At 61.6% G+C, this 26,836-nt stretch carries 18 protein-coding genes; 9 read left to right on the forward strand and 9 right to left on the reverse strand.

Features of this window, described 5'->3' with window-relative positions:
- The first annotated feature begins 16 nt into the window (after nucleotides 1-16).
- Together AC2FD8_RS01955 and pbpC are read left to right on the forward strand one after the other, a co-directional pair.
- Nucleotides 17-5,440, forward strand: coding sequence for an alpha-2-macroglobulin family protein (locus AC2FD8_RS01955; protein ID WP_496853558.1), 5,424 nt, complete (start codon nucleotides 17-19; stop codon nucleotides 5,438-5,440).
- Nucleotides 5,437-7,497 carry a penicillin-binding protein 1C gene (pbpC, locus tag AC2FD8_RS01960; protein ID WP_496853557.1) on the forward strand — a complete coding sequence of 687 codons (2,061 nt, stop codon included), beginning with the start codon at nucleotides 5,437-5,439 and terminating at the stop codon, nucleotides 7,495-7,497. Before AC2FD8_RS01955 ends, pbpC begins: the two co-directional genes overlap by 4 nt.
- A gap of 43 nt (nucleotides 7,498-7,540) precedes the next feature.
- On the opposite strand, the gene AC2FD8_RS01965 is transcribed toward pbpC, so the two are convergent.
- The 4 genes from AC2FD8_RS01965 to AC2FD8_RS01980 are packed head-to-tail and all read right to left on the reverse strand — an operon-like array spanning nucleotide 7,541 to nucleotide 14,218.
- Nucleotides 7,541-9,583 carry a hypothetical protein gene (locus AC2FD8_RS01965; RefSeq protein WP_496853556.1) on the reverse strand — a complete coding sequence of 681 codons (2,043 nt, stop codon included), beginning with the start codon at nucleotides 9,581-9,583 and terminating at the stop codon, nucleotides 7,541-7,543.
- Nucleotides 9,580-12,342, reverse strand: coding sequence for a DUF4159 domain-containing protein (locus AC2FD8_RS01970; RefSeq protein WP_496853555.1), 2,763 nt, complete (start codon nucleotides 12,340-12,342; stop codon nucleotides 9,580-9,582). The genes AC2FD8_RS01965 and AC2FD8_RS01970 overlap by 4 nt, the downstream gene beginning before the upstream one ends.
- Nucleotides 12,339-13,214: a DUF58 domain-containing protein gene (locus AC2FD8_RS01975; RefSeq protein WP_496853554.1), complete on the reverse strand. Its 876-nt coding sequence runs from the start codon at nucleotides 13,212-13,214 to the stop codon at nucleotides 12,339-12,341. The genes AC2FD8_RS01970 and AC2FD8_RS01975 overlap by 4 nt, the downstream gene beginning before the upstream one ends.
- Nucleotides 13,211-14,218, reverse strand: coding sequence for an AAA family ATPase (locus tag AC2FD8_RS01980; RefSeq protein ID WP_496853553.1), 1,008 nt, complete (start codon nucleotides 14,216-14,218; stop codon nucleotides 13,211-13,213). Before AC2FD8_RS01980 ends, AC2FD8_RS01975 begins: the two co-directional genes overlap by 4 nt.
- A gap of 64 nt (nucleotides 14,219-14,282) precedes the next feature.
- Here AC2FD8_RS01980 and AC2FD8_RS01985 point away from each other — a divergent pair, with 64 nt between their 5' ends.
- Entirely contained in the window at nucleotides 14,283-14,861 is a 579-nt protein-coding gene (locus AC2FD8_RS01985; protein ID WP_496853552.1) for a DUF1285 domain-containing protein, read from the forward strand.
- Here AC2FD8_RS01985 and AC2FD8_RS01990 read toward each other — a convergent pair.
- The gene (locus AC2FD8_RS01990; RefSeq protein ID WP_496853551.1) at nucleotides 14,858-15,799 is read right to left on the reverse strand and encodes a DMT family transporter; all 942 of its coding nucleotides are present in this window, start codon (nucleotides 15,797-15,799) and stop codon (nucleotides 14,858-14,860) included. The two genes, AC2FD8_RS01985 and AC2FD8_RS01990, sit on opposite strands and share 4 nt — an antisense overlap.
- Nucleotides 15,800-15,974: 175 nt before the next feature.
- On the opposite strand from AC2FD8_RS01990, the gene AC2FD8_RS01995 reads away from it, so the two are divergent.
- Complete coding sequence (locus AC2FD8_RS01995; protein ID WP_496853550.1) at nucleotides 15,975-16,754, forward strand: hydroxypyruvate isomerase family protein; 780 nt, start codon at nucleotides 15,975-15,977, stop codon at nucleotides 16,752-16,754.
- 49 nt (nucleotides 16,755-16,803) lie between these two features.
- Nucleotides 16,804-17,034 carry a DUF2798 domain-containing protein gene (locus AC2FD8_RS02000; RefSeq protein ID WP_170472889.1) on the forward strand — a complete coding sequence of 77 codons (231 nt, stop codon included), beginning with the start codon at nucleotides 16,804-16,806 and terminating at the stop codon, nucleotides 17,032-17,034.
- A gap of 43 nt (nucleotides 17,035-17,077) precedes the next feature.
- Here AC2FD8_RS02000 and polA read toward each other — a convergent pair whose 3' ends face one another.
- From polA to AC2FD8_RS02015, 3 genes are all read right to left on the reverse strand, one after another.
- Nucleotides 17,078-19,873: a DNA polymerase I gene (gene polA, locus AC2FD8_RS02005; protein ID WP_496853549.1), complete on the reverse strand. Its 2,796-nt coding sequence runs from the start codon at nucleotides 19,871-19,873 to the stop codon at nucleotides 17,078-17,080.
- Nucleotides 19,874-19,943: 70 nt separating this feature from the next.
- Nucleotides 19,944-20,405, reverse strand: a complete 462-nt coding sequence (locus tag AC2FD8_RS02010) for a hypothetical protein (protein ID WP_496853548.1) — start codon at nucleotides 20,403-20,405, stop codon at nucleotides 19,944-19,946.
- Nucleotides 20,406-20,495: 90 nt separating this feature from the next.
- The gene (locus AC2FD8_RS02015) at nucleotides 20,496-20,672 is read right to left on the reverse strand and encodes a zinc-finger domain-containing protein (RefSeq protein ID WP_496853547.1); all 177 of its coding nucleotides are present in this window, start codon (nucleotides 20,670-20,672) and stop codon (nucleotides 20,496-20,498) included.
- A gap of 87 nt (nucleotides 20,673-20,759) precedes the next feature.
- Between AC2FD8_RS02015 and AC2FD8_RS02020 the strand changes: the two genes are divergently transcribed.
- On the forward strand, nucleotides 20,760-21,752 hold the full coding sequence (locus AC2FD8_RS02020; protein ID WP_496854000.1) for an ABC transporter ATP-binding protein: 993 nt from the start codon (nucleotides 20,760-20,762) through the stop codon (nucleotides 21,750-21,752).
- Here the strand turns inward: AC2FD8_RS02020 and AC2FD8_RS02025 are convergent.
- A complete protein-coding gene (locus AC2FD8_RS02025; RefSeq protein ID WP_496853546.1) occupies nucleotides 21,749-22,216 on the reverse strand; it encodes a DUF1203 domain-containing protein in 468 nt (155 codons plus the stop codon). The two genes, AC2FD8_RS02020 and AC2FD8_RS02025, sit on opposite strands and share 4 nt — an antisense overlap.
- A 120-nt stretch (nucleotides 22,217-22,336) precedes the next feature.
- Between AC2FD8_RS02025 and AC2FD8_RS02030 the strand changes: the two genes are divergently transcribed.
- From AC2FD8_RS02030 to AC2FD8_RS02040, 3 genes are all read left to right on the forward strand, one after another.
- Nucleotides 22,337-25,255 carry an error-prone DNA polymerase gene (locus tag AC2FD8_RS02030; RefSeq protein ID WP_496853545.1) on the forward strand — a complete coding sequence of 973 codons (2,919 nt, stop codon included), beginning with the start codon at nucleotides 22,337-22,339 and terminating at the stop codon, nucleotides 25,253-25,255.
- A 48-nt stretch (nucleotides 25,256-25,303) separates the two neighbouring features.
- Nucleotides 25,304-25,717, forward strand: a complete 414-nt coding sequence (locus AC2FD8_RS02035; protein WP_496853544.1) for a group III truncated hemoglobin — start codon at nucleotides 25,304-25,306, stop codon at nucleotides 25,715-25,717.
- A 142-nt stretch (nucleotides 25,718-25,859) separates the two neighbouring features.
- Entirely contained in the window at nucleotides 25,860-26,798 is a 939-nt protein-coding gene (locus AC2FD8_RS02040; RefSeq protein ID WP_496853543.1) for a DMT family transporter, read from the forward strand.
- Nucleotides 26,799-26,836: the final 38 nt, after the last annotated feature.

Here is a 26,836-nt window from a genome sequence, read left to right on the forward strand (position 1 = left end):
CAAGCAGGAGGTCACAATGCGCCACTTTTTATTTTTTTCAATAACTTACATCATTTTCACTTTCATTCTGACCTTGGGCGCGCTGGCCCAGACCGCCGTGCCCGAGTTCCGATATATCACGACCCGAGACGCGGATTTTTACGGCTCGGATCTGGATGCGCTTTTCGATACGGATCTGAAGTCCTGCATCCGGGCGTGTTCGGCCAATCAAAGCTGCACGGCCTTTACCTATAACACCCGGTCGGATGCCTGTTTTCCCAAAAGCGGTGTGAACCGGCAGGAGCCCTATCAGGGCGCAGTATCGGCACAGAAAGCACTCACGCCAGAACAGACCCAAATATTGGGGAAAACGCGTGCAGGGGCCCTTACATTCCTAGGCCAGAAAGACCTGAACCAAGCGTTTCAACAAGCCCGCGATCTTGGGTTTCGCCACTCTGCCGGAGGGCGTGACCTGCAGGTTTTGCTGGAATCAGCACTGAACGCAGATACGGACCGGCTTGCGATGTTGTGGACTGGCGCGGCCGTGACCCTCAGCGATGCGCCCGACCTTTGGGTTGAATACGCCCGGTTGCTGCTACGCCTGAACCCGAACGGATATCAGGAGCAGCAGGATTTCCGCACCCGCGCGTTGAACGCCGCCATCAACGGTTATCTGCGCGCGGACACTCCGGGCGGCCAAATCGCGGCGCTGATGGTGATGTCGGAGGCCCTGGAAGCGGTCGAACGCGGGCGCGATATGGTGTCGGCGCTGAGGCTGGCCGAACAGGTGCAACCGCGTGAGGATGTCCTGGCGGCGTTGGACGATGCCATCGGCAAATACGGGTTCCGCATCATCGACAGCACGGTTGAAAGCAACGCCGCCGCGCCGCGTATCTGCGTTGAGTTCTCGGAACCCTTGGTCAAGGCGGGGGTCGATTACGACCCGTTTGTGCAACGCAGCGACGATGGGCTGGTGGTGCAGGTCGATGGCAAAAGCCTTTGTCTGGATGGCGTTGCGCATGGTCAGCGCTATCGCTTTTCCCTGCGCGACGGGCTTCCGGCGGCCTCGGGTGAGGCCCTGAACCGTACTGTCGAATTGACGCATTACGTTCGGGACCGTGCCCCGTCGGTCCGGTTTCCGGGCCGCAGCTATGTGCTACCGAAATCAGCGGATGCGGCCCTGCCGGTCGAGACGGTCAATACCGGCTTTCTGGACCTGACCTTGCGGCGCGTCAGCGATCGCAACCTGATCCGGGCCGTGCAGCAGGATTTCTTTGGTCGCCCCCTAAGCGAATGGCAGGAACGAGAATTCTCGGACGAGATTGCCGAGGATGTCTGGACCGGCACCGCCGAGATCGCGAACGAGCTGAACCAGAGCATGACCGCCCGCCTGCCCATGGCCGAGGCGATTGCCGATCAACCCGCCGGGATCTATGCTCTGACTGCGCGCGTCCCCGGGGCCGATCCCTATGATGATCCGGGCGCAACACAGTGGTTTGTGCTGACCGATCTGGGAATCAGCACTGCCCTTGGCACCGACGGGCTGCATGTCACCGTACGTGGCCTGCACGACGCGGCCCCCCGCGAAGGGATCGAGGTCTCGCTGGTCTCAAACGCGAACGCGGTGATTGCCAAGGCGCAGACAGATGCCAGCGGCTATGCGCAGTTCGAAGCGGGCCTGACCCGAGGCAAAGGGGCCAGCGCACCGGCTTTGGTGATGGTGGCTGATGGGGATAGCGATTTCAGCTTTCTCTCTCTGACCGATCCCGCCTTTGACCTGTCGGATCGCGGGGTCGAAGGGCGTGCGCCTGCGGGTCCTGTGGATGTGTTCCTGACCACCGACCGGGGCGCCTATCGCGCCGGAGAGGTCATTCACATCACAGCCCTGTCGCGCGACAACACGGCTCAGGCCATCGAAGGTCTGCCCCTGACCGCCATTCTCTATCGCCCCGATGGGGTGGAATATCGCCGCGCGGTCTCAGATGGCGGTGTTGCGGGCGGCCATGTCTTCAGCCTACCGGTCGCCCCGGATGTGCCGCGCGGGACGTGGAAGATTGAGATCAAGACCGACCCCAAGGCCGACGCTCTGGCGCGTCAAACCGTGTTGGTCGAGGATTTCCTGCCCGAACGCATCGACTTTGACCTCAGCCTGCCGGACGCCCCTCTGCGCCCCGGCGATACGCCGCCGTTGCAGATCGACGCGCGCTATCTGTTCGGCGCGCCGGGGTCGGATCTGAGCATTGACGGTCAGGTCATCGCCCGCCTAACCGACGCCGTTCCCGGTTTTGAAACCTATCGCTTTGGCCGTTACGACGCCGAGGCGTCGACGAAAAGTACCTATTTCGGCGATGCGCAGACGGATGCATCTGGGCAGGCCTCGATTGCCGTCGAAATCCCTGAATTAGAGACGAATAGCAAACCTCTGGAGGCCGAAATCATCGCCCGCCTCACCGATGGATCGGGCCGTCCGGTGGAACGCCGCCTGACGGCTCCGATCCGCTCTGCACAGGCGATGATCGGTATCCGCCCTCTGTTCGAGGATGCGATCCCCGAAGGCACCGAGGCCGCGTTCCAGATCATTGGCCTGTCTCCGGACCTGAGCGCTGAACCCATGCGCCTGCGCTGGACGCTGAACAGGCTGGAAACCCGCTATCAATGGTATCAGCTCTATGGCGATTGGAATTGGGAGCCGACTACGCGCCGCACCCGTATTGCCACAGGCGAGATTGAAACAGGCGCAGAGCCACTGAACCTGTCGCAGCCGGTTGACTGGGGGCAATACGAACTCGTGGTCGAACGGCTCGATGGCGCTTACGCGGAAACCGCCGTGGAGTTCAGCGCGGGCTGGTATCAGGCGGCAGACGCCTCAACCTCACCCGACCGGCTTGAGATGTCACTGGACCGCGACAGCTATCGCCCGGGTGAAACGGCGCAATTGCGGATAGTGCCGCGCATGGCAGGCGTGGCGCAGATCGAAGTCCTCTCGAACCGTTTGATCCACCGCCAGATGGTCGACGTGCCAGAGGGCGAAACCGTGATCCCGATTGACGTGACCGAGGATTGGGGTGCTGGCGCCTATGTCACCGCCACCGTGATCCGCCCCATGGATGTCGCCGCCGGCCAGAACCCGGCACGGGCGATGGGCGTGGCCCACGCAACGGTTGAGCCTGTTGGGCGCGTATTGGATGTGAGCATTGATGTGCCGCAGGTGACCTCTCCAAGAACGACGCAAAAAGCCCTTGTTAGGATCGAAAATGCCCCACAGGGAGAACCTGCTTGGTTAACCCTGGCCGCCGTGGATGTGGGTATTCTGAATCTGACCGGTTTCGAAAGCCCCGATCCTCAGGGGTACTATTTCGGCCAGCGCCGTCTGGGCGTGGACCTGCGTGATGTCTATGGCCGCCTGATCGACGGCATGAACGGCGCGATGGGCACGATCCGATCTGGTGGAGACAATTCGGGAATGCAGAGGCAATCCCCGCCGCCCACACAAGACCTGATGGCCGTTTTCAGCGGTCCGGTTCAGGTGGATGCAAACGGAGAGGTCGAGGTCGACATCCCTCTGCCCGCCTTCAACGGCACCGTGCGGCTGATGGCGGTCGCCTGGTCGGCGGCAGCCGTCGGACAGGCCGAGGCCGAGATGATCGTGCGCGACCCCGTGGTCGTCACAGCCAGCCTGCCCCGTTTTCTGGCCCCGGGCGACCAAAGCCGGATGTTGCTTGAGATCGTCCATGCCGATGGCCCATCAGGTGAGATGGGACTGGGGCTGACCGCCTCATCCGGGGTGGAGTTGGGAACAGCACCCGCCAGCTTTGTGCTTGAGGACGGCGGTAAGGCGGTGTTCGAAATCCCGCTTCGCGCGCTTGCCGTCGGAGACCCGGAAATCAGCGTGGCGATCACGACGCCTGATGGGCGCGACTTGTCGCAAGCCCTCCGGATGCCAATACGCGCAAACGACCCTATTGTGGCTCAAACACGGCGGTTTTCGCTGGGCACGGGCGACAATTTCCTGTTCACTCAGGACGTGTTCGATGGCTTCCAGCCCGGCACCGCAAAGGCGATCCTGTCTGCGGGAGCTTTGGCAAAGTTCGACACGCCTGCCCTGCTGGATCAGCTGAATCGCTACCCTTATGGCTGCACCGAGCAGATCACCAGCAAGGCTCTGCCGCTGCTGTACCTGTCGTCCGTTGCACAAGCGTCGGGGCTGGGTGACGGGCCGATTGTGGATCAACACATCAGCGACTCGATCCGCAGCATCTTGACCCGGCAGGCCCCGAACGGAGCGTTTGGCCTCTGGCGCGCAGCGAGCGGGGATTTCTGGCTGGACGCTTATGTCACCGACTTCCTGTCGCGCGCCCGAGCGCAAGGCCACCCGGTGTCGGACCGCGCCTTTGCGCAGGCCATGGATAATCTGCGTAACCGCGTGAACTATGCCCCGGATTTCGACGAAGGCGGTGAAGATATCGCTTATGCCTTGATGGTGTTGGCACGTGAAGGCGCGGCCTCGATGGGTGATCTGCGATACTATGCGGATACCAAGGGTGAGGCGTTCGATACCCCTCTTGCAGCCGCGCAACTTGGGGCAGCTCTGGCGTCCTACGGAGATCAGACCCGCGCCGACGCTATGTTCGCCCGCGCGGCCCAGCTGCTCCAGCGCCGACCCGCGCAGGAGCGCTACCTGTGGCGGGTCGACTACGGCACAGATCTGCGGGATGCCGCCGGGCTGCTGACCCTTGCCGTCGATGCGGGCAGTCAAGCGGTGGATCGGAACGCGCTGATCCAGCGTGTCACCTCAGGCCGCGCGCATTTGTCGACGCAAGAGGCCTCATGGTCCCTGCTGGCCGCGCATGCGCTTGTATCCGACCCATCCGGATCGGGGTTGATGGTAAACGGCGCGCCGGTCTCGGGCCCCTTCGTTCAGGTGCGTGAGACGGGGTTTACGGATGATCTGAACATCTCGGCCACCGCAGCCAACCCAACCGATATCACGCTGACAGTGACCGGCATCCCAACCACCCCGCCCGAGGCCGGAGGCACCGGATACGCCATAAACAGAGCCTACTATTCGCTGGAAGGCGACCCTCTGGACCCGTCCACCTTCACTGCAGGTGACCGCTTCGTAACCGTTCTGACCGTCACACCATTCGAGAGCGGTGGAGCGCGGTTGATGATCGATGACCCGCTGGCAGCGGGGATCGAGATCGACAACCCAAACCTGTTGCGATCAGGCGATGTGCGCGCGTTGGATTGGCTGAACCTGTCCGACGCGACCCATACCGAGTTCCGCGCAGACCGCTTCCTGGCGGCGGTCGATCTGTCCGGGGGCGAGACGGTGACGCTGGCCTATTTGGCCCGCGCAGTTACGCCCGGTGCGTTCCACCACCCGGCCGCCTCGGTCGAGGATATGTATCGCCCGCAAAACCGCGCGCGGACGGAAACCGGGCGGGTTGAGGTGCGGTGATCACGCGCCCTCCATATCAGCGCAAGGGGTTCGCCCCAGCGTTGCTGGCGCTGGCCTCTGCGCTCTACCTGACCGCCTTTGCGCGGGATCGGTTGGATGCGTGGGTAGACGCGACTGTCCTGCCGCCTGTTCTGGCCGAAACCTCGATAGAAATGAGGGACCGGGACGGAGCGCTTTTGCGGGCCTTCCCGGTGGAGGATGGCATCTGGCGGCTGCGCCCCGGCCCGGTAGACCCGGCCTTTACCGAGATGCTGATCCGGTATGAGGATAAACGGTTCTGGTCACATTCCGGCGTTGACCCCCTCGCCTTCCTCCGCGCTGCCGTACAAGCCCTTTGGAATGGACGTACCGTTTCGGGTGGTTCAACGCTCACCATGCAGGTCGCGCGGTTGATCGAGGACGGCTCAACCGGACGTTGGAGTGGCAAAATTCGCCAAGTTAGGGTCTCTTTGGCGCTGGAACGGCGTCTGAGCAAGCAGCAGATTCTAAACCTCTACCTGACCCACGCGCCCTATGGCGGCAATCTGGAAGGCCTTCGCGCGGGTAGTCTTGCGTGGTTTGGAAAAGACCCGGCACGGTTGACCCCCGCGCAGGCCGCTCTGCTGATTGCCCTTCCGCAATCGCCCGAGGTCCGACGCCCGGACCGCGCGCCTTTGGCTGCCCGAGACGCGCGCGACCGGGTTCTGAAGCGGATGCAGTCTTATGGGGTTCTGACCGAATCCGAGACGCGCAGCGCGCTGACCGAAAACATCCCGGATCAGATGCGCGCGTTTCCGCGCTTGGCCCCTCACCTGACAGACCGGGCGCGGCGCGAAAACCCGGAAGCCGAGATTTTGGACCTGACACTGGATGCCGGGCTGCAGAAACGGCTGGAACCTCTTGTGGCGCAGGCAGCGGCACGAGCGGGGCCACGTATTTCAGGGGCGCTGATCGTAGCTGATCACCGCAGCGGAGAGATTCTGGCCTCGGTCGGCTCTGCGGGCTACGCGGGCGCGCGGAAAGGGTTCGTGGATATGACGCGGGCGCTGCGCTCTCCGGGGTCGACGCTGAAGCCTTTGGTTTATGGGTTGGCCTTCGATCAGGGGCTGGCCCATCCCGAAACACTGATCAGTGACAGCCCAGTGATGTATGGCCGCTACGCGCCGCGCAACTTCGATGGCGTCTTTCGCGGCGACGTGCGAGTGCGGGATGCGTTGCAATTGTCGCTCAATATTCCGGTTGTGCGGCTGACGGATGAGCTTGGACCTGCGCGCGTGATGGCCGCCCTACAGCAGGCCGGAGCCCACCCGAAACTGAACGGAGGCACCCCGGGCCTTGCCATTTCATTGGGTGGCGTTGGGCTGAGTCTGCATAATCTGGTGCAACTCTACGCCACGTTGGCCGCAGGTGGGCAGGGGCTAGTGTTGCGCCACGAGGCCTTGGCGGACCGCACTGAGACGCCTCTGGTTCTGTCAGATGTCGCCTCTTGGCAGGTGAGCGATATTCTGGCCGGTCTTGCCCCTCCACCAGGGGCCGCCACGTTTGGCTTGGCGTATAAGACCGGCACGTCTTACGGGCACCGGGATGCCTGGGCGATCGGCTTTGACGGCCAGCATGTCATCGGTGTTTGGCTGGGGCGCGCGGATGGCACTCCGGTCCCCGGCGCCTTTGGTGGAGAGCTGGCGGCCCCACTGCTGTTCGAAGCCTTCGGCCATCTGAAACCGGCTGCCACCCCGCTGCGCCCACCGCCCCCTTCAACTCTGATCGTGGGGGCCACCGAACTGCCGAAACCCTTGCAACGCTTTAAGCCCCGAGGGGCAGCATTCGACGATGACCCAAGCGCCCCGGACCTTATCTTTCCGCCCAATAATTCTGTGTTAGAGACTGCAGGAGGCCCGGTTACCGTCAAACTGCGCGGCGGGGTCGGGCCATTCTCGCTATTGGCGGATGGCGTTCCGGTGTTAACTGGGCAACGGCATCGCGAGTTCGAAATCCCGAACCCGGGTCGCGGGTATTCCGCGCTCGTGGTGGTGGACGCCCATGGCGCGTCGGATCGGGTGTCGGTTCGGATCGACTGAAGCGTGGCAATGTATTCGTATCGCAGGCTTAACCCGAAGCGATCTAGCGACGGCCTTCGCGCAGCCACCCGCCCAGCAAGAACCCACCCGCCAGCAGCAGAACCAGCCATGGCGGCAGCAGCCCGGCTTGGGTGACGTCCCGTGTCTCATAAGCCTCACGCGGGGTAAGACCGATCCAGCCACGCCCTGCCGCCGGACGCCCGGCGCGGACGTTGCGGATTGAGGGCAAACCCTCTTCCAGCCGGATCACGCCACCGCGCATGGCCGCGATCACAGGTTCCAGAACATCGCCGGTTGCGATGGTACGCTCGAACTCTTTCGGGGCCGCGGGACCAAGGCCGATCACGGCCATCAGCTCGCCTTCCTGCAGGCGATAGAGGCCAATCTCAGGCCCGAAACATTGCGCCTCAAACCGTCCGGGCGAGACCTCCTCAAGGGTGATCTCAAGCGTTTCGCCATTAGGTCGAGTGATCGTGACCGACCCGACCTCTTCTTCGAGGGTCTGGCGAATGATGCGCATCGACTGGCCATTGGCCTCAGCCCAAAGCGCTTCTTCTTCAAGCTCGGGCTCTTTCATCATCCAATGGGCCAGACGGCGCAGCAATTCCAGCTGCGGCCCACCGCCTTCGAAACCGCGGCTCCACAGCCAGGCGTGGTCGGACGCCAGCAGGGCCACCCGCCCCTCACCGACCCGGTCCAACACCAACAGCGGCCGTTCCTCAAGTCCGGTCATCAGCACCTGACCCGAGCGTTCATTCACGTCGATCTGGCGCAGCCACGCGCCCCAATCCTCGGAATCGCCCAGATTGGTGGTCACGGGGTGGCGATGCCCCAGATCGCTGACCATGGGAACATAGCGCTCTTCGATCACCCGCGCGGTTGGTTGCGCCGGAAGGCTGCCCGCAAGGGGCGAGCGAAAGATACTGTCTGCGGTGGCGAAATCGGGGCCTGCAGCAATCAGCACAGCGCCGCCGTTGTCGATATAGTCGGCGACGTTGTCCAGATAGATCGCAGGCAGGATGCCCCGGCGTTTGTAGCGATCAAAGATGATCAGGTCGAAATCGTTGATCTTTTCCAGAAACAGCTCGCGCGTCGGGAAGGCGATCAGCGAAAGCTCATCCACCGGGACGCCGTCCTGTTTCTCGGGCGGGCGTAGAATGGTGAAATGCACCAGATCGACCGAGCTGTCTGATTTCAGCAGGTTGCGCCAGGTGCGCCCGCCGGGATGCGGCTCGCCCGACACCAGCAGAACGCGCAGCCGGTCACGTACACCGTTCATCTGGATCAATGCGGTATTGTTGCGATCGGTCAGCTCACCTTCGGCCTCCGGGACGGTGAATTGGATGACGTTGCGGCCCCCATGCGGCAGAGAAATCGGCAGTTCGACATCCACGCCAATAGGAATACGGAATTCATCGGGCTCGCCCCCATCGACCGAGATCTCAAGCGGAGCGTTCGTGGCCCCGCCCGGAGCCGCCCCGCTATCTTCAACGCGCAGGGTCAGGGTTACGGGTTCACCGATGATGGCAAAGGCAGGCGCGTTGCGGACGATGAGCCTGCGGTCCCAGTCGCTCTCACGCCCGGTCTGCAAAAGGTGCAGTGGCGCAGGCAAGTCGGGCGCTTGATCAACGTCATGAACGATCCCGTCCGAGACAACAAGTATACCGGCCACCCGCGCGCGCGGCTCCTCGGCCAGGGCCGCATTCACCGCGGCCATGACCTGCGTGCCTTCGTCGCCATCGCCGTCGCCCACGCGGATGCGGCGCAATTCGGTATTGTCACGCGATTCGATCTCGGCCGCCAAGGCCTCGGCCGCTTGGGCGGTTTGGTCGGCCCGGTCCGAGAGCGTCTGGCTGGCGCTTTCATCCTCGATCATCAGGACGATATCTGTCAGCGGCACGCGGTCTTCGACCTGATAGACCGGACCTGCAAGTGCCGCGATCACAACCAGAGCAGCCAACCCACGCAACGCCCATCCGGACAACCCACGCCAGACTGCCAAGACCACGCCTGCAATAGCGACCGAAGCCACCACCACCAGAACGGGCCACGGGATCAACGGATCAAAGATAACGGTTCCGGTCATTGTCCCAACCTGTCCAGCAGAGCAGGCACATGGACCTGATCGGATTTGTAGTTCCCGGTCAGCACATGCATCACCAGATTAACGCCAAAGCGATTGGCCAGCTCGCGCTGACGTTCCCCCGCATAGCCGCGCCCGACGGGCAAAAGGGCCTGCCCGTTGCGATCCACCGCCCAGGCCCCGGCCCAGTCATTGCCGCCAATCACCACAGGTGTCACGTTGTCGTTGAGGTTGCGGAAGGGCATGCCGTCGATCTGTTCCGCGTCCAGCGGAGCGGCCTCAACCCAGACATCGGTTCCGGCGTAGCGACCGGGGAAATCCTGCAGAAGATAGAAGGTCCGCGTCAGCACGTGATCGTTCGGAATCGGCTCTAACGCGGGGATATTTAGCGGCGCAGCCAGTTGCTGCAGCTTGCGCCCATTGGGGCTGGAGGCTCCAAAACCCGCGATATCCGCATCGCGCGTGTCAAACAGGATCATACCGCCCGAGCGCAGATAGGCATTCAGCTTGGCATAGGCCTCATCCGAGGGACGCGGCTGATCCGGCGTGATGGGCCAGTAAAGCAGCGGGAAAAAGGCCAGCTCATCCCGTTCCAGATCAACGCCAATCGGCGCAGCGGGTTCGACCGAGGTGCGGTAGTTCAATGTCTGAGCCAATCCTCGCAACCCGGCTTGCGCGATGTCGTCCACCTGACCGTCGCCCGTCAGTACATGCGCCAAAACCAGTTCATGTGTCGCGGCGAGGGCAAAGTCGGTCTCATCGGGTGACTGCGCTTGCGCCTCGGGCACGAGCAGCACGGCCCCTATGGCAACCGCTGCCGCCTTCGCCAGACCCAAACGGCCCGACAAGGCCAGAGACGCGATGACATCCACGGTCAGCAAAATCAATGCGAGGCTCAGCAATATCCCTCCCAAGGGCGTCTCGGTTGAGACCTCCTGCCCGCGGATCGGCACATCTGCCGGCCAGACAACGGGGCTGAGTGTTGTGTCCTCGGACAACACATTCCGCGCCAGCTTTTGCTTCCCACTTTCATAGAGGCCGGGGCGAAGGTCGGGCCCGATCTGGCCTGAAACCAGTTCTACCCCGTCCACACCCGCCAGCGTACCGGCATCGGACAACGCACCGAACCCGTCCATGATCTGGACCGGCTCCCATGTGGTGCCCTCCAATTGCGCGACCTGACGCGATTTCGCAGCCGAGGCGACAGCCAACCGGTCCAGCATTTCCACGAACAGGCCAGAAAGCGGCAGGCTGGACCATTCCGCATCGGCGGTCACGTGGAACAGGACAACCTGCCCCAAGCCCAGCGCTTTGCGCGTGACCAGAGGGGTGCCGTCCGACAGCGACGCAATCACGCGATCGGCCAAGTTAGGGTCTGGTTGCGCCATAACCTGCGTGGACACGGTCACGTCACTTGGTATTTGCAACCCGTAGAAGGGCGAGTCCTCAGGGAACGGTGCCAGTGTCTTGGATTCCCCCCAGCTCATCGCGCCGCCAACAGTGCGCCCTCCGCTGCGCAGGCGAACGGGCAGCAGCGTATCCTCTTCGTCGCGCCCCAGATCGCTGGCCGCCATGCGGGGCCCTGCAAACCGCAGCAAAAGACCGCCCTGTTCGACCCATTCGATCAGAGCAACCTCTTCCGGGCCCGAGATCTGAGCAACATCCGACAGCACAATCACATCGGGATTGGCGGGCAGAACCTCGGGCAAGCCGCCATCGACAAAATCGGCGGTCGGGATCAGAACCTGCGTCAGGTAGTGGAGCGGCGACAACAGCTCCAGCCCCTCGCGGTTGAGGGATCCCGCGATCAACGCAACCTCGCGCCGCCGCAGGCTGTCATCGGTCAATGTCACCGCCCCGGCGGAACGCTGGCCCTGCAGCTCGAACCGTGTGATCCGGGCACGCAGCTCGGACGGCAGGGCGAGGTCGATCTGGGCCTGTGTCTCTCCGGCGGCAAAAGTCATCTCGGCCGATTGTAGTACCCGTGCCGTGCCTGCAGGGTCGCGGCCTTGCGCCAGAACGGTCACACTCTCCTCCGGGCCCGGTTCGGCCCGCAATGCGGTCAATTGAATGACGCCGTCCTGATAAACGGCAGGCAAAAGCGCCAACGCCGCCGCGTTCGAGCGGTAGACGGTGACCTGCCCTCGGGACTGCAGTTCAGACACTAACTCTGGGCGTTTTTCATAGCCCAAGCGGTCACTGAACCAATGCGTATCAAACCCGCCTTCGACCTGGTCCAGCGCGGCGATGACCTGATCAACCTGATCCCCGGTCGGCTGCCACGGGTTCGGAACAAGACCCGGCAAACGGTTGCGCCACGCCTCGGCCGCCTGAAACACGGGGGGTTCCGGCTCGGTCAGGCGCAGGATCGAAACGGGGCGGCCCGCGCGCCCAGCCTCGGTCAATTGGGCTTCGATCTGGTCCAGCGTTGACGACCAGCGCGTCGCCCCGGCCCAGCTTGCATCCAGCACCAACATCAGGGGACCCGTGCCCGTCTGGTCGCGTGACGGGTTCAACACGGGACCCGCCAAACCGACGATGATCGCTGCCGCCGCCAGCATCCGCAGTAGCAGCAACCACCACGGCGTCCGGTCCGATACGCTTTCGTCGTCTTTGAGGCCGAGCAAAAGTGTGACCGCCGGGAACATACGACGGATCGGCGCGGGTGGGACCGCGCGCAGGATCAGCCACAGGATCGGCAGGGTCAGCAGACCCAACAACACCCACGGCGCTGTGAAGCCGATGCCCGCCAAAACGGTCATTGAACACCCCCGTCCAGCGCACGATAGAGCCACAATAGAGCCGATTGCGCACTATCGCCGGTGTGGTGCAGACCCAACTGCCAGCCGGTTGCACGGCACAGATGCGTCAGCGCATCCTTGCGCGCGGCAAGCCGGTCCAGATACCTGTCGCGCAGCTCTCCGGCCTTCAGCGTTTCATGCCGAACGGTGCCGCCGACACTTTCAAAAATGGTGCGGCCCGCGAAGGGAAACGTCTCTTCCCCCGGATCTAGGACTTGCAACAAGACGCCCCGAACGCCGCGATCTGCGGCTTTGGTCAGGGCCAGTTCGACCTCATCCATCGGGCCAAGAAAATCCGAGATGAACACCGCGCGGGCATGAGGGATCATGGCGCGGTGTTCCGGCGGGGCGTAGTCGACCTCCGAGTCCTCGGACCACGCCTCGGCCAGACGAATGATCTGCGCATTCCCGCGCCGGGGCGGCAGGGTCGTTCCTGTCAGGCCAACACGCTCGCCCCCGCGCACAAGTAGGATCGCGATCGCCAGACCCAGCAGTCGGGCGCGATCCGCCTTAGAAGGCAGCGTCTTATCCGACGCAAAGCGCATCGAGGCCCCCTGATCGACCCAAAGCATCACCGATTGCGCGATCTGCCACTCGCGTTCGCGCACGAATTGCTGATCCCCGCGCGCTGAACGGCGATGGTCGATCATCCGGCGGCTGTCTCCGATCTGGGCGGGACGGTATTGCCAGAAATCATCCCCCATGCCGGACCGCCGCCGGCCATGGTCACCCAACAGAACAGTGCCTGCCAGGTGCTCGGCGCGTGCCAATAGGGGCGGCAGCCGGGACGCCTCGGCCTCGGATCGTTGACGAAGGGTCAGCGCAGCATTCACGCCGCAGCCTCAGTGCGGATCAGACCAGCGGCTGTGCTTTCGATCAGGTCGGCAAGGCTGTCGCCCCGCGCACGGGCCGCAAAATTCAGAGCCATCCGATGGCTGAGAACCGGGCGGGCCATATCCAGAACGTCCTCGGCATTCGGGGCCAGACGCCCCTGCAGCATCGCCCGCGCTCGCACGGTCATCATCAGCGCCTGCGCCGCACGCGGACCAGGACCCCAGGCAACGGTTTCAGCGACGCGATCCGAGACGCCCGCTTCCTCGGGACGGAAGGCGCGAACAAGATCGAGGATCAGTTCCACAACCGAATCCCCCACAGGCATCCGGCGTAGCAACGTCTGAGCGGCCAAAAGCTCTTCTTTGCTGAAGATCTGATGCGCCTCGTCCTCGGCCACGCCAGTGGTGGCCAGAAGGATATCCCGCTCGGTCTGGCGATCGGGGTATTCCACATCGATCTGCACAAGGAAACGGTCCAGCTGAGCTTCGGGCAGCGAATAGGTGCCCTCTTGCTCGATCGGGTTCTGCGTTGCCAACACGTGGAATGGCGTACCAAGTACGCGATCTTCGCCCGCAACGGTTACCGTGCGCTCCTGCATCGCCTGCAGCAATGCCGACTGCGTGCGCGGGCTGGCGCGGTTGATCTCGTCCGCCATCAGCAGTTCGCAAAAGATTGGCCCCGAAATAAACCGGAAATGGCGCGTGCCGTCATCGGCTGTATCCAGAACCTCGGACCCCAGAATATCGGCGGGCATCAGGTCGGGCGTGAATTGAATGCGGTTGCCATGCAGGCCCATCACGGTCGACAGCGTCTCGACCAGTCGGGTTTTGCCCAAACCTGGCAGGCCTATCAGCAGGGCATGCCCCCCACACAACAGCGACGTCAGGGTCAGGTCCACGACCCTCTCCTGCCCGATGAAGCGGCGGGTGATCGAGGATTTCGCCTCTTGCAGCTTGTTTTCCAACGCTTCGATCTCGGACACGAGGTCGGCAGGTTCGGACATGACTTTCCCTTCCGTGGACTATTATAGATGAAGTCTATCGCGCTGAGAGGAAATGGCAAAAGCAATGAGCGGACAAAAACCTGTGAAACCTTCCCCTGATGGTCTGGCGGCCTCGATCAAAGCGACCAAAACCAAGGGTTTACCCCCCGTTCACCTCTGGAATCCCCCTTTTTGCGGTGATCTGGACATCCGGATCGCCAAAGATGGCACTTGGAGTTATTTAGGCTCACCCATCACCCGTTTCGAGCTTGTGAAGCTTTTTTCCTCAATTCTTAAGCTGGAGGACGGGAAATACTATCTGGTGACCCCGGTCGAGAAGGTGGGAATCACTGTCGAGGATGCGCCGTTCATCGCGGTCGACGTCGATGCCTCGGGCCAGGGGCAAGCGCAAGCTCTGACCTTCACCACCAAAGTCGGCGATATCGCCGTGGCCGGGCAGGATCATCCGATCCGCGTTGTGATGGACCCGCAGACCCAGGAACCCTCTCCATACATTCTGATCCGCGACGGCCTTGAGGCCCGGATTGACCGCAAAAGCTTTTACCGGCTGGTCGAGATGGGAACCCATCACGAGGGCTGGTTCGGAGTTTGGTCCGAACAGCGCTTCTTTCCGTTGATCAAGTCAGAAGACCTACCGGATTAAGCCGCCCTCAATATTCTCCGATCCTGCGCCAGAACGACGGCCGCTGCAACGACCCCTGCGCCCAATGCGCGGGTCCAGTTCCACTCTTCCCCCAGCACCAGCATGATCAGCATCACGTAGAACGGCGCGGTGTTGATATGGAACGAGGCCAAAGCAACGCCCAGCTTCCCAACGGATCCGACGAAAAGGACCTGACTGAGGCCCATAGACACCAGAGCATAGATCCCAAGCATTCCGATCTGTTGAACATCAATCTGCGCCGTTGGCATGATGTCCATACCCAATTGATGCGCCCCGAAGAACAGCAGCAAAGCGACAACCAAGCCTCCGAAGAACGTGATGGTGCTGCGCCCGGTCTGGCTCAGCTCGGGGAAATCCCTTGCCGTTGCCATGGTCGCCCAGCAGAACAACCCGGTGGACACGATGGCGCAGATCGCGCCCAAACCCAATTGCGCGGGCGCCACTGCACTGGTCGCGATCAGGCCGCCGATGATGGACACCACAACGCCCAGCGCAAAGTTCCAGCGCAACCGCCGTGCCCCGGCTGCCAGTTCAATCAGAGTGGCAAACAATGGCGCGCAAGAGGCAATGATGGCGACGGTCACCGGATCTGTCAGCTTCTGCGCCACGATAATCAGAAACATCCCGGTCCCAAGCGTCCCGCCAACAAGCAACGCACGACCCCAACGGGCGCGCAAAACCCGGCTTGGCCCGTCGATCAAAAACCACAGAGGCAGCATGACCGCCACGGCAAGCGCCAGGCGCGCCGCGAACAGCGCGACCGGAGGCCAGGTTTGCAGCAACACTTCGGCTGCGGGAAACCCCGCTGCCCAGGTCAGCATGGACGCCACAGCCAGACCGTTTCCGGACAAGGCCGAGCTGCGGCCAGTGGACATAGGAAGAGTGTTCCCGCGCACGGGGTCGAGGCTCATCGCCATGGGATCGGACCTTCTGTTGGAACGGCGCAGAAAAATGATTCGCCGTGTTAGCCCAAACATCACCGGCCTTGCGCCTGCCTTCTTGTCGATTTTCGACAATCTGTCGTTTTCAATCCCTTTCCTCGAAAATCGGTGGCGACTAAGCTTGGGCGGATAACCGACCCAAAGGCCTCTCATGCCCAAATTCGCCGCCAATATTTCTCTGCTCTTTGCCGAACTCCCGTATCTGGAGCGGTTTCAGGCCGCGGCCGAGGCTGGCTTCAAGGCCGTTGAAATTCTGTTTCCCTATGAACTGGCCGCGAAAGAGACCCGCCGCGCGCTTCTGGCCAACGGGCTGGAGCTTGTGCTGATCAACGCGCCTCCGCCAAACTATACCGGCGGCGAGCCGGGCTATGCCGCCATTCCCGGCGGTGAGGCGCGGTTCCAGTCCGATATCCGCCGCGTCTTGCGCTATGCCGAGGTGCTGAAACCGGGTCTGATCCACATCATGTCCGGCTATGCGTCGGGGTCCGAGGCGCTGGATTGCTTTGTCCGCAACCTGCAATGGGCCGCCGATACGGCCCCCGGCCAGACCTTCACCATCGAGCCGCTGAATCCGGTGTCCCAGCCCGGCTATTTCCTCAACGACTACGATTTGGCCGCCGAGGTTCTGGACCGCGTGGATCGCCCCAATCTGGGCCTGCAATACGACAGCTTTCACGCACAGATGATCCACTCGGATCCGCTGGAGATTTGGGATCGTTTTCACAATCGCGTCATCCACGCCCAGATCGGCGCAGCGCCCCACAGGTCCGAACCGGGTAGCGGAGATCTGGATTTTCAGACCCTATTTAAGGCGATGGAGGTCTCTGGCTATGAAGGATGGGTCAGTGCGGAATATACTCCCTCAACAGCTTTGACGAGCTCATCCCTGGATTGGATGCATAAGGCAGTTCTTGCCAATGCAGATCTCTGATCCGCAAATAGCGCCGTCCGTCCTACCGTAGATACCAAGGAAACGCCTTATGATCCCTGCCCGCTATGCCCGCGCCGTGTTCAGCCTGATCATGTCCGGGTTGATGTCCTGCATCGTCACCGGGATTGCAACGGTTAAAGCCATCGGCTTTGGCCCCTCCACCCTTGGCGACTGGATGGCCTCATGGGCCTTTTGCTGGCCCATCGCCTTCACCGTAATCCTGCTGTTCGGCCCCAGCGTGCAACGGTTCGTCAACCGCATGGTCAGGCCGCAGGACTGACCCGCTGCGAAGAGGGCCCGCCGGGCCTGATGAGCAGCGCCTTTTAGTGCGCTTCGGCCCAGTTCGCCCCTTGTCCCGCATCCACAACCAGCTTCACGTTCAGCTTTACGGCAGGGTCCGAGGCACCTTCCATCACATCCCGCGCAACGCCAATCACCTCATCCACCGCTTCCTCAGAAACTTCGAACAGCAATTCGTCGTGGACCTGCAGCAGCATTTTGGCCGGCAACCCATTGATCGCCTCTGGCATCCGCACCATCGCGCGCCGGATCACATCCGCCGCCGTCCCCTGAATCGGAGCATTGATCGCCGCCCGACGCGAGAACCCGGCATGTGGCCCCTTCGCGTTGATCTCGGGCGTATGAATCTTGCGTCCGAACAAGGTCTGCACATAGCCATTCTCTTTCGCGAAGGCGACTGTGTCGTCCATATAGGCTCTAATACCCGGGAAACGTTCGAAATAGCGGTCGATAAACCCTTGTGCCTCGGCGCGCGGAATCCGCAGATTGCGCGCCAGACCAAAGCCCGAGATGCCGTAAATCACACCAAAGTTGATCGCCTTGGCCTGACGGCGGATATCCGGCGTCATCTCATCCAGTGGCACATCAAACATCTCGGAGGCAGTCATCGCGTGAATGTCCAACCCGTCGGCAAAGGCCTGTTTCAACGCCGGTATCTCAGCGATATGCGCCAGAATACGCAGCTCAATCTGGCTGTAGTCGAGACTGACCATCACATTGCCAGGCTCAGCGATGAACGCCTCACGAATGCGACGGCCTTCCTCGGTCCGGACGGGAATGTTCTGCAGGTTCGGATCGGTCGAGGCCAAACGGCCCGTGTTCGCCCCGGTGATCGAATAAGACGTATGCACGCGGCCTGTGTCTGGGTTGATATGGGTCTGCAGCGCATCCGTGTAGGTCGACTTCAACTTGGACAATTGTCGCCAGTCCAGTACCCGGCGCGGCAACTCGTGCTCGGTCGCCAGATCCTCAAGAATATCGGCCCCAGTCGAGTACTTCCCAGTTTTCCCCTTCTTGCCGCCTTCCAGACCCATCTTGTCGAACAAAATTTCACCCAGCTGCGCGGGCGAGCCGACATTGAAGTTCTCACCGGCCAATTCGTGAATTTCAGCCTCTAACCCGGCCATTTTCTGCGCAAAGGCATTCGACATCCGGCTGAGGACATCGCGATCCACCTTGATACCGTGCATCTCCATTTCTTTAAGAACCGGCACCAACGGGCGTTCGAGTGTTTCATAAACCGTCGTCACCTGAGCCTGATGCAGTTGCGGCTTGAACAGTTTCCACAGGCGCAGCGTGATATCCGCATCCTCGGCCGCATAGGCCGTGGCCTCATCAATTGCGACCTTGTCGAAGGTGATCGCCGACTTGCCAGATCCAAGCAGAGGTTTGATCGGGATCGGAGTATGGCTCAGATAGCGCTCGGACAATGTATCCATGCCATGCCCATGCTCACCGCCATGCATGGCGTAGGACATCAGCATCGTGTCATCAATCGGCGCCACCTCAATGCCATAGCGCGCAAAGATCTTGGCATCATATTTCATGTTCTGCCCGATCTTGATGATCGAGGGGTCTTCGAACAGCGGTTTCAGCAGCGTCAGAGCCTCATTCAGCGGCATCTGCCCCTCGGACAGCGCATCCGAGCCGAACAGATCATCCGCTGATCCGTCACGGTGGGTCAGCGGGATGTAACAGGCCTCTCCGGCTTCGATACAAAGCGAAATACCGACCAGATCGGCGATCATTTCGTTCAGCCCGGTGGTCTCGGTATCTACGGCAACCCAGCCGCGCTCATAGGCCTGATCAATCCACTTCTGCACAGCGCCCGCGTCCCGAACGCACTCGTATTTCGACGCATCAAACGGAAGAGCCTCGACCTCTTCCGCTTCGACCGGCGCGGGCGCATCGGCAATGACCGGGGCCTCGGCCCCCAACTTGTCGGCAATCCGCTTGGTGAGGGTGCGGAACTCCATATCCGCCAGAAAGCCCAGTAGGGTTTCGGGGTCGGGATCCTGAACCTCTAGGTCGTCGAGAGTGAAATCCAGCGGCGTGTTCTCATCCAACTGCACCAACCTCTTCGACAGCTCGATCTGATCGCGCTTTTCGATCAGGGTCTGGCGGCGCTTGGGTTGTTTGATCTCTTCCGCACGGTCCAGCAGGGTTTCCAGATCACCATATTCGTTGATCAGCAAGGCCGCCGTCTTGATCCCGATCCCCGGAGCACCCGGCACGTTATCCACGCTATCCCCAGCCAGAGCTTGCACATCGACCACGCGATCTGGCCCGACGCCGAACTTCTCGACCACGCCATCCGTATCGATGCGTTTGTTCTTCATCGCGTCCAGCATCTCAACGCCGCCGCCGACCAACTGCATCAAGTCCTTGTCTGAGCTGACGATAGTCACGCGCCCGCCAGCCTCACGCGCCTGAACGGCCAGCGTGGCAATGATATCGTCAGCCTCATAGCCTTCAAGCTCTTTGCAGGCGATGTTGAAAGCCTTCGTCGCCTCGCGGGTCAGGGGCATCTGCGGGCGCAAATCCTCGGGCATCGCCTCACGGTTGGCTTTATAGAGGTCATAGAGATCATTGCGGAACGTGTGTGAGCCTTTGTCGAAGATCACCGCAACATGGGTCGGCGCGTCGGGCCCTGTATTTCCTTCAACATATTTCTGCAGCATGTTGCAGAAGCCCGACACAGCGCCAATCGGCAGACCATCCGACTTGCGCGTCAGCGGAGGCAGCGCGTGATAGGCCCGAAAAATAAAGGCCGATCCATCGATCAGATGCAGGTGACATCCTTTTCCGAAATTGCTCATGCGTGCGCTCCCTGTCGGTCAGGGATGGTTCTGCCACAGGGCCGCGCGACTGACCAGTGAGGAACGTCAGTTAACCCCCAAAGAGGCCATCAAACACATCCGAGAAACTATGAAGCAGTGCCATGATCACCAGCACGCCCAGGAAGGCAAAGAACGCCATCGCGAAGAACTGAAACAGGATTGCGCCGACGCCAATGGTCACCCCGGCGATGGCGGGCCGCATGCGCTCATGACGCAAAAGGCCAATAACCGAAACGACAATGGCCAAGCCGCCCAGCATGGCGACACCGATTTGCAGGAAATCGTCCAGATCACGGGTTTGGGCGACGGGTTCAGGCTGATCTAGCCCGGCAGCGGCACGCAGGGTGGATTTCCCAAGTTCGGCCGCCAATTCCCCCAGTGACACGCCGGTGGACTGCTGCGGCGCGAAAGGCCCGGCCCAGAACACGAACAGCGCGGCGAACAAGGCCATCGCTGCGAGGCAAAACCCGATCCAACCGAACACAGGGTTGGCAGTCTCTGTTGCAGTCATGTCAGTCATTGCACTCACCTGCGTTGGTCTCGGCAAAGAGTTTCCATGAAAATCGCGGCGAGATTGGGGCGGCCCCTTTTGGGCAGGCAATCAGCTTTGCTCTGTGCCCTTGAGGACATATTTGCAATCGCAATAGGGGCATTCGACCCATCCGGTGTCTTCCGGTATCTGCAGCCATACCCGCGGGTGTCCCAACGCGCCTTCGCCGCCATCACAGGCAACACGAGAAGTTTCCACGATCTTCGTTTCCGGCGCTTCGATTGTCACGGCTGGCGATCCTTCACTGGTTGTCGGCCTCGCGGGCATGCATTAGGTGCGTTTATGAGCGATGAGCAAACCGGGGGCAAGAGCCACATGAGCGATGCGGCAATCAGGATCGAAGAGCTGCGCAAAACCTATCGTGGCGGCAAAGGCCAGCCCGAGAAGCACGCGCTGAAGGGCATCGACCTGACCGTGCCGCGCGGGTCGGTCTTTGGTTTGCTGGGTCCGAACGGTGCGGGGAAATCGACCCTGATCAACATCCTTGCGGGGTTGGTGGTGAAATCCTCGGGCCATGTTTCGATCTGGGGATATGATCAGGACAAGAACCCGCGCTCGTCCCGCGCGGCCATTGGCGTCATGCCGCAAGAGCTTAATCTTGATCCCTTTTTCACCCCGCGCGGCGCGTTGGAGGTTCAAGCCGGTCTCTACGGTGTGCCCAAAGCTGAACGCCGCAGCGACGAGATTCTGGAACTGGTGGGCCTCAGCGACAAGGCCGAGGCCTATGCCCGCACGCTGTCCGGCGGGATGCGGCGTCGGCTGCTGCTGGCCAAGGCACTGGTGCATCACCCCAAGATCCTTGTGCTGGATGAACCCACCGCAGGCGTGGATATCGAGCTGCGCCAGATGCTCTGGGCCAATGTGCGCAAGCTGAACGAACAGGGTATGACCATCATCCTGACCACGCACTACCTGGAAGAAGCGCAAGAGATGTGTGATGAGATCGCCATCATCAACCATGGCGAAAAGATCACCCAGGACAGCACCGCCAATCTGCTGGGCCGCATGGATAGCCGGACGATGGTGATCGCCCCTGACAGCCCAGTCACCGATTTGCCCATGACGGATGGTGTCGAGGCCACCCTGCGCGACGATGGCAGCCTTGTGCTGCAGTATCGCAGCGCCCAAACCAGCGCCGAGCAGGTTCTGGAATCGGTGCGTGCCGCCAATATCCGCATCCGCGACGTCCGGACCGAAGAAGCAGACCTTGAGGATGTGTTCCTTGCGCTGACCTCATCGCGTGCGAATGACACCCCGGCCGAGGATCAGGATCAGCCGCGCCGGGGCATGCACCGAGTCAAGCTCTAGGCTCGGTCGATCCGCGCGTGATAACAGTTGTTCAAGGCTGACCGGATGTGGATATATGCCACGTCCTTTCGCTCAAAGATATCCTTGGCCGCTTCGTGCAGTTGCGCTTGTGGTGTTATGATTCCGGTGCCGTAAACGACCCGGTCATCCACCCCGTATCCCTTGATCAGATAGTTGGGTGAACAGGTCAACGCCTCGGGTAGATCGGCTGGTGCCTCATAGCGCTCACAAGACTCTGAACAAAGGTATATCGGCCCGGTTTCGGCAAAAGGCTGTGTTTCGGGAAAGGGTCTGTGGGCCAGAACCAGCATCTCTTTGCCTTTCGGGATATAGGTCAGACAATGGCGGCAGGGGTTGCCCTGGCCGTTCGATATGGCGCGTTCCGGCGGGTTCCCGTATCCGTCCTGCGCGCCGTTGCGATAAGCCTCGACCTGATCAGTGGGCAGTGCGGAAATTCTGAGCATGATGTGTCTCCTTCTTTGTCCCGACCATGGCCATCCGCAAAGTGTCGGGCGACCCGTTTCCTGCGCAATGGCGCAAAGGACTCGAAAAAGAACAAAACGTGAATATAATAGTGACTCGTCATGTATGCCGAGCTGTCGATCACGTCAAACTTCACCTTCCTCACCGGGGCCTCTCACCCCGAGGAGTATATGGAACGTGCCGTGACCCTTGGCCTGCCCGCCATCGCAATTGCGGATGACAACTCGGTCGCCGGAATCGTTCGTGCCCATACAAGGGGGCGCGAGATCGCCCGTAAGGTGCGCGAACGGTTGGAGTGGGAGGCGCAGAACACGAGCCTAGGCCCGCCCTGCCCCGATCACATCCCCAAACCACCCTCATATCCCATCCACGCGGTGCCGCGCCTGATCCCGGCAGCACGGCTGATCTTCACCGACGCGCCCACCGTCACCGCTCTGCCCCTGAACCGACAGGGCTGGGGAAACCTGTGCCGTATCCTGTCCAAAGGCCGCCTGCGTGCGGAAAAAGGTGATTGCATCCTACACCTGTCCGACCTGTTGGAGTTTTCCGACGGCCTCCACCTGCTACTCTGGCCACAATCGGGCCGGTCAAAGGGCGGCGCGAGCGCGTGGCGGACACAGGCGCAACAGCTGACGCGCCGCTTTGGTGGGCGGATGCATCTGCTGATGCACCCTCGCTATGATGGTGCGGATAGTGCGTATTTCTCTTTATTAGAGGCTGAATCAAAGCATCTCAACATCCCCACCCTCGCCAGTGCCGCGCCGATGATCCACCACGGCGCGCGTCGCAAGCTGGCCGATGTGCTGACCGCCATCCGCCTGCGCCGCAAGGTCGATGAGCTGGGCCGCGACGCGCTGGCCAATGGCGAACAGCGGTTGCGCTCTGACGGGGAAATGCTGCGTATCTTCAAAACTCACGAGGGGGCTGTCACCCGCGCCCTTGACCTCAGCGAACAGCTCAATTTCTCGCTGGATGAGCTGCGCTATGAATATCCCAGCGAGGGCAGCGAACGAGAAACCCCGACCCAACGCCTGCACCGCCTGGCGCATGAGGGGTTGAAATGGCGCTATCCGGCAGGCGCGTCCGAGAAGGCGAAAAAGATGCTGGCGCACGAACTCGCCCTGATCGGCAAGCTGAAATATGAACCCTATTTCCTCACCGTCCGGGATATCGTCCATTTCGCCCGCTCGCGCGACATTCTGTGTCAGGGGCGCGGCTCGGCGGCCAACTCGGTGGTCTGCTTCTGCCTCGGCATCACCGAGGTCAGCCCCGAAATGGGCACGATGGTTTTTGAGCGCTTCGTCTCCGAGGCCCGCGACGAGCCGCCCGATATCGACGTCGATTTCGAACATGAACGCCGCGAAGAGGTGATCCAGCATATCTACGACCGCTACGGCCGCGAACGCGCGGGCCTCTGCGCCACGGTTGTTCACTATCGCGGCAAGCGTGCCATTCGTGAGGTCGGCCGCGCCATGGGTCTGACCGAGGACACGATCTCGGCCCTGTCCTCACAGCTCTGGGGCTTTTTCTCGACCAAAGGGCTCGAGGCGCATCGGATGCGCGAAATCGGCCTCGACCCTGAGGATCGACGGCTAAAACAGACTCTAATGCTGGTCTATGAGATCGACGGCTTCCCCCGTCATCTGTCACAGCACGTGGGCGGCTTCATCATCACCGAGGGGCGTCTGGACGAGCTTGTCCCCATTGAGAACGCCACGATGGAGGGGCGCACGGTCATCTGCTGGGACAAGGACGATATCGACAGCCTTGGCATCCTGAAGGTCGATGTCCTCAGCCTCGGGATGCTCACCTGTATCCGCAAGGCGTTCGACCTGATCGGGCAGCATCATCAGACCGGCTATACCCTCGCCACCCTGCCGCCCGAGGACCCCGAGGTTTACGATATGCTGTGCAAAGCAGACTCTATTGGGGTGTTTCAGGTGGAAAGCCGGGCGCAGATGAACTTCCTCCCCCGAATGCGGCCGCGCAATTTCTACGATCTGGTGATCGAGGTTGCCATCATCCGCCCCGGCCCGATTCAGGGCGATATGGTCCACCCCTATATCCGCCGCCGGAACGGAGAGGAGGAGGTCAGCTTTCCCTCGGACGCATTGGGGGATGTGCTGGGCAAAACACTGGGCGTGCCGCTGTTTCAGGAACAGGCGATGCAGATCGCCATTGTCGGCGCAGGCTTTACTCCGGAACAGGCGGACCGGCTACGACGGTCTTTGGCGACCTTCAAGAAGCATGGCAATGTCAGCGAGTTCCGCGCGCTGTTCCTGCGCGGGATGAAGCGCAACGGGTACGAGCAGGATTTCGCGGAGCGCTGTTTTTCACAGATCGAAGGGTTCGGGTCCTATGGCTTTCCCGAAAGCCACGCGGCCAGCTTTGCGCTGCTGGTCTATGCCTCGGCCTGGATCAAATGCCACCATCCGGGGATTTTCGCCTGCGCGCTACTGAACTCTCAGCCGATGGGCTTCTATGCGCCCGCCCAGATCGTGCGGGATGCCCGTGAACACGGGGTGCAGGTACGCCCGGTCTGCATCAATGCCAGCTTCTGGGATAATGTGATGGAACCCGATGGCCGTGGCGGGCTGGCCCTGCGGCTGGGGTTCCGCCAGATCAAGGGCCTCAGCGAGGAAGACGCCAGCTGGCTGACCGCCGCACGGGGCAACGGCTACACTCAGGTGGATGACGTCTGGCGCCGCGCAGGGTTGGGGCCGTCGGTGATCGAACGTCTGGCCGAGGCCGATGCCTTCGCCGCCTGCGATCTGACCCGGCGCGAGGCTCTGTGGCAGGCCAAGGCGATTGCGACCGCCAAACCTTTGCCGCTGTTTTCACAAGATCTGGAGGGCGAGACGCTGGATGAACCTCAAGCCTATCTGCCGCAGATGACATTGGGCGAACAGGTGGTCGAGGATTACGTCGCCACCCGCCTCAGCCTGAAGGCACATCCAGTGGCCCTGATCCGGCACCTGCTGACGCCCGAGCCGCGCGACAAAACCACACCTTTTGCCTGACGACTGAACGGGATATTGGCCCAAAACAGAGTCGCATTCGGTGCTTTCATGACCAAACCCACCCTGCCGCCGCGCTTTCCGGCAACACCTGATCAGATCAACGCGCAGGTCCACGCCTTCTATGCCCGCGTGCGCGAGGATGCCGTTCTGGGGCCGGTGTTCAACAAGCACGTCCATGACTGGCCCGCGCATGAGGACAAGATCGCCGCCTTCTGGCGCAACGCCATCCTTTTTGAGCGCAGCTACAACGGCAATCCGCAACGCATCCACAGCGAAAGGCCCGACGTGCAGCCCGATATGTTCGCACACTGGCTGGACCTGTTTGAGGAGGTCGCCACCCAAACCCTACCCCAGCAAACGGCCACCCCCTGGGTCGCGCTGGCCCGACGTATCGGTGTGGGGATGAAAGCGGGCGTGCAATCCGCCCGACACCCCAAGGACGCGCCGCCGATCCTGCGTTGACCTCACAACATGGCGGCTTTGCCATGTTAGCGATAAAATAGGGGCTATGCGGTCCGGGAAAATGCGTCTAATCAGAGTTAAGACAGCCTATTTGGCTGCGCCGGCTTAAAGTCACCACACCGACATCGCCTGAGGCCAGATCATGAGCACTCAAAACACCACCCTCCGGGGACTTGGTTTCGCGTTTCTGGGATTCGCGGTCTTTGCCAGCCATGACGCGCTGATCAAAGTGCTGGGCGGCACCTATTCGGTGCTGCAGATCATCTTTTTCGCCACGCTGTTTTCCTTTGTGCCCATGGCGGTGACGATCCTGACAGACCGCGCGACGGGTAATTTTATGCCCCGCCACCCCTGGCTGGTGCTGTTGCGGTCGGGGTTGATGGTGACAGGCATGTCCTGCGCGTTTTATGCATTCTCGGTCCTGCCTCTGGCCGAGGTCTACTCGCTGCTGTTTGCCTTTCCCCTGTTCGTTACGGTCCTGTCGATCCCGATTCTGGGAGAGGTCGTGCGTGTCCAGCGTTGGGCTGCCGTCGGCGTCGGCCTGATCGGCGTTCTGATCGTTCTGCGCCCCGGCGCGACGGATATCACGCTTGGCCACCTCGCCGCCCTGACAGCCGCGTTTTGCAGCGCGTTAGGGTCTGTTCTGGTGCGAAAGATCGGAAACGAAGAACGCTCGGCCGTACTGATTCTGTACCCGCTGTTGCTCGCCATTTTGGTCATGAGCCTGATGCAGCCCGCCGTGTATCAGCCGCCCTCGCTTTTGCATCTGGCGATGATGGCACTGGTGGGGGTGTTCTCGGTCATCGCGCAGCATCTGATCATTCTGGCCTATCGCGCCGCCCCGGCGGGCGTTGTGGCCCCCAGCCAGTACAGCCAGATCATCTGGGCCACCTTGTTCGGCATGATCTTTTTTGGTGAAACACCGGACGGCTGGGTCGCAGTTGGAGCCAGCATCATCATCGCCTCAGGCATCTTCGTTGTCTGGCGCGAAAGCCGATCGAACACCACCTCGGTCAATACGCCGGTTCTGCGGGTTCGGTCGCCAAGGTCAGATACGGGCGCATCACGGCCCGGCAAATAAAAACGGCGCGCCAGACAGCGCGCCGCATCAGCGAGTCT

The organism is Ruegeria sp. YTSC192, from assembly GCF_059609705.1.

Coding starts and splice junctions, on each gene's coding strand:
- AC2FD8_RS01955 (WP_496853558.1), top strand. CDS start 17: ATGCGCCACTTTTTATTTTTTTCAATAACTTACATCATTTTCACTTTC.
- AC2FD8_RS01965 (WP_496853556.1), bottom strand. CDS start 9,583: ATGACCGGAACCGTTATCTTTGATCCGTTGATCCCGTGGCCCGTTCTG.
- AC2FD8_RS01970 (WP_496853555.1), bottom strand. CDS start 12,342: ATGACCGTTTTGGCGGGCATCGGCTTCACAGCGCCGTGGGTGTTGTTG.
- AC2FD8_RS01980 (WP_496853553.1), bottom strand. CDS start 14,218: ATGTCCGAACCTGCCGACCTCGTGTCCGAGATCGAAGCGTTGGAAAAC.
- AC2FD8_RS01985 (WP_496853552.1), top strand. CDS start 14,283: ATGAGCGGACAAAAACCTGTGAAACCTTCCCCTGATGGTCTGGCGGCC.
- AC2FD8_RS01990 (WP_496853551.1), bottom strand. CDS start 15,799: ATGGCGATGAGCCTCGACCCCGTGCGCGGGAACACTCTTCCTATGTCC.
- AC2FD8_RS01995 (WP_496853550.1), top strand. CDS start 15,975: ATGCCCAAATTCGCCGCCAATATTTCTCTGCTCTTTGCCGAACTCCCG.
- AC2FD8_RS02000 (WP_170472889.1), top strand. CDS start 16,804: ATGATCCCTGCCCGCTATGCCCGCGCCGTGTTCAGCCTGATCATGTCC.
- polA (WP_496853549.1), bottom strand. CDS start 19,873: ATGAGCAATTTCGGAAAAGGATGTCACCTGCATCTGATCGATGGATCG.
- AC2FD8_RS02010 (WP_496853548.1), bottom strand. CDS start 20,405: ATGACTGCAACAGAGACTGCCAACCCTGTGTTCGGTTGGATCGGGTTT.
- AC2FD8_RS02020 (WP_496854000.1), top strand. CDS start 20,760: ATGAGCGATGCGGCAATCAGGATCGAAGAGCTGCGCAAAACCTATCGT.
- AC2FD8_RS02025 (WP_496853546.1), bottom strand. CDS start 22,216: ATGCTCAGAATTTCCGCACTGCCCACTGATCAGGTCGAGGCTTATCGC.
- AC2FD8_RS02030 (WP_496853545.1), top strand. CDS start 22,337: ATGTATGCCGAGCTGTCGATCACGTCAAACTTCACCTTCCTCACCGGG.
- AC2FD8_RS02035 (WP_496853544.1), top strand. CDS start 25,304: ATGACCAAACCCACCCTGCCGCCGCGCTTTCCGGCAACACCTGATCAG.
- AC2FD8_RS02040 (WP_496853543.1), top strand. CDS start 25,860: ATGAGCACTCAAAACACCACCCTCCGGGGACTTGGTTTCGCGTTTCTG.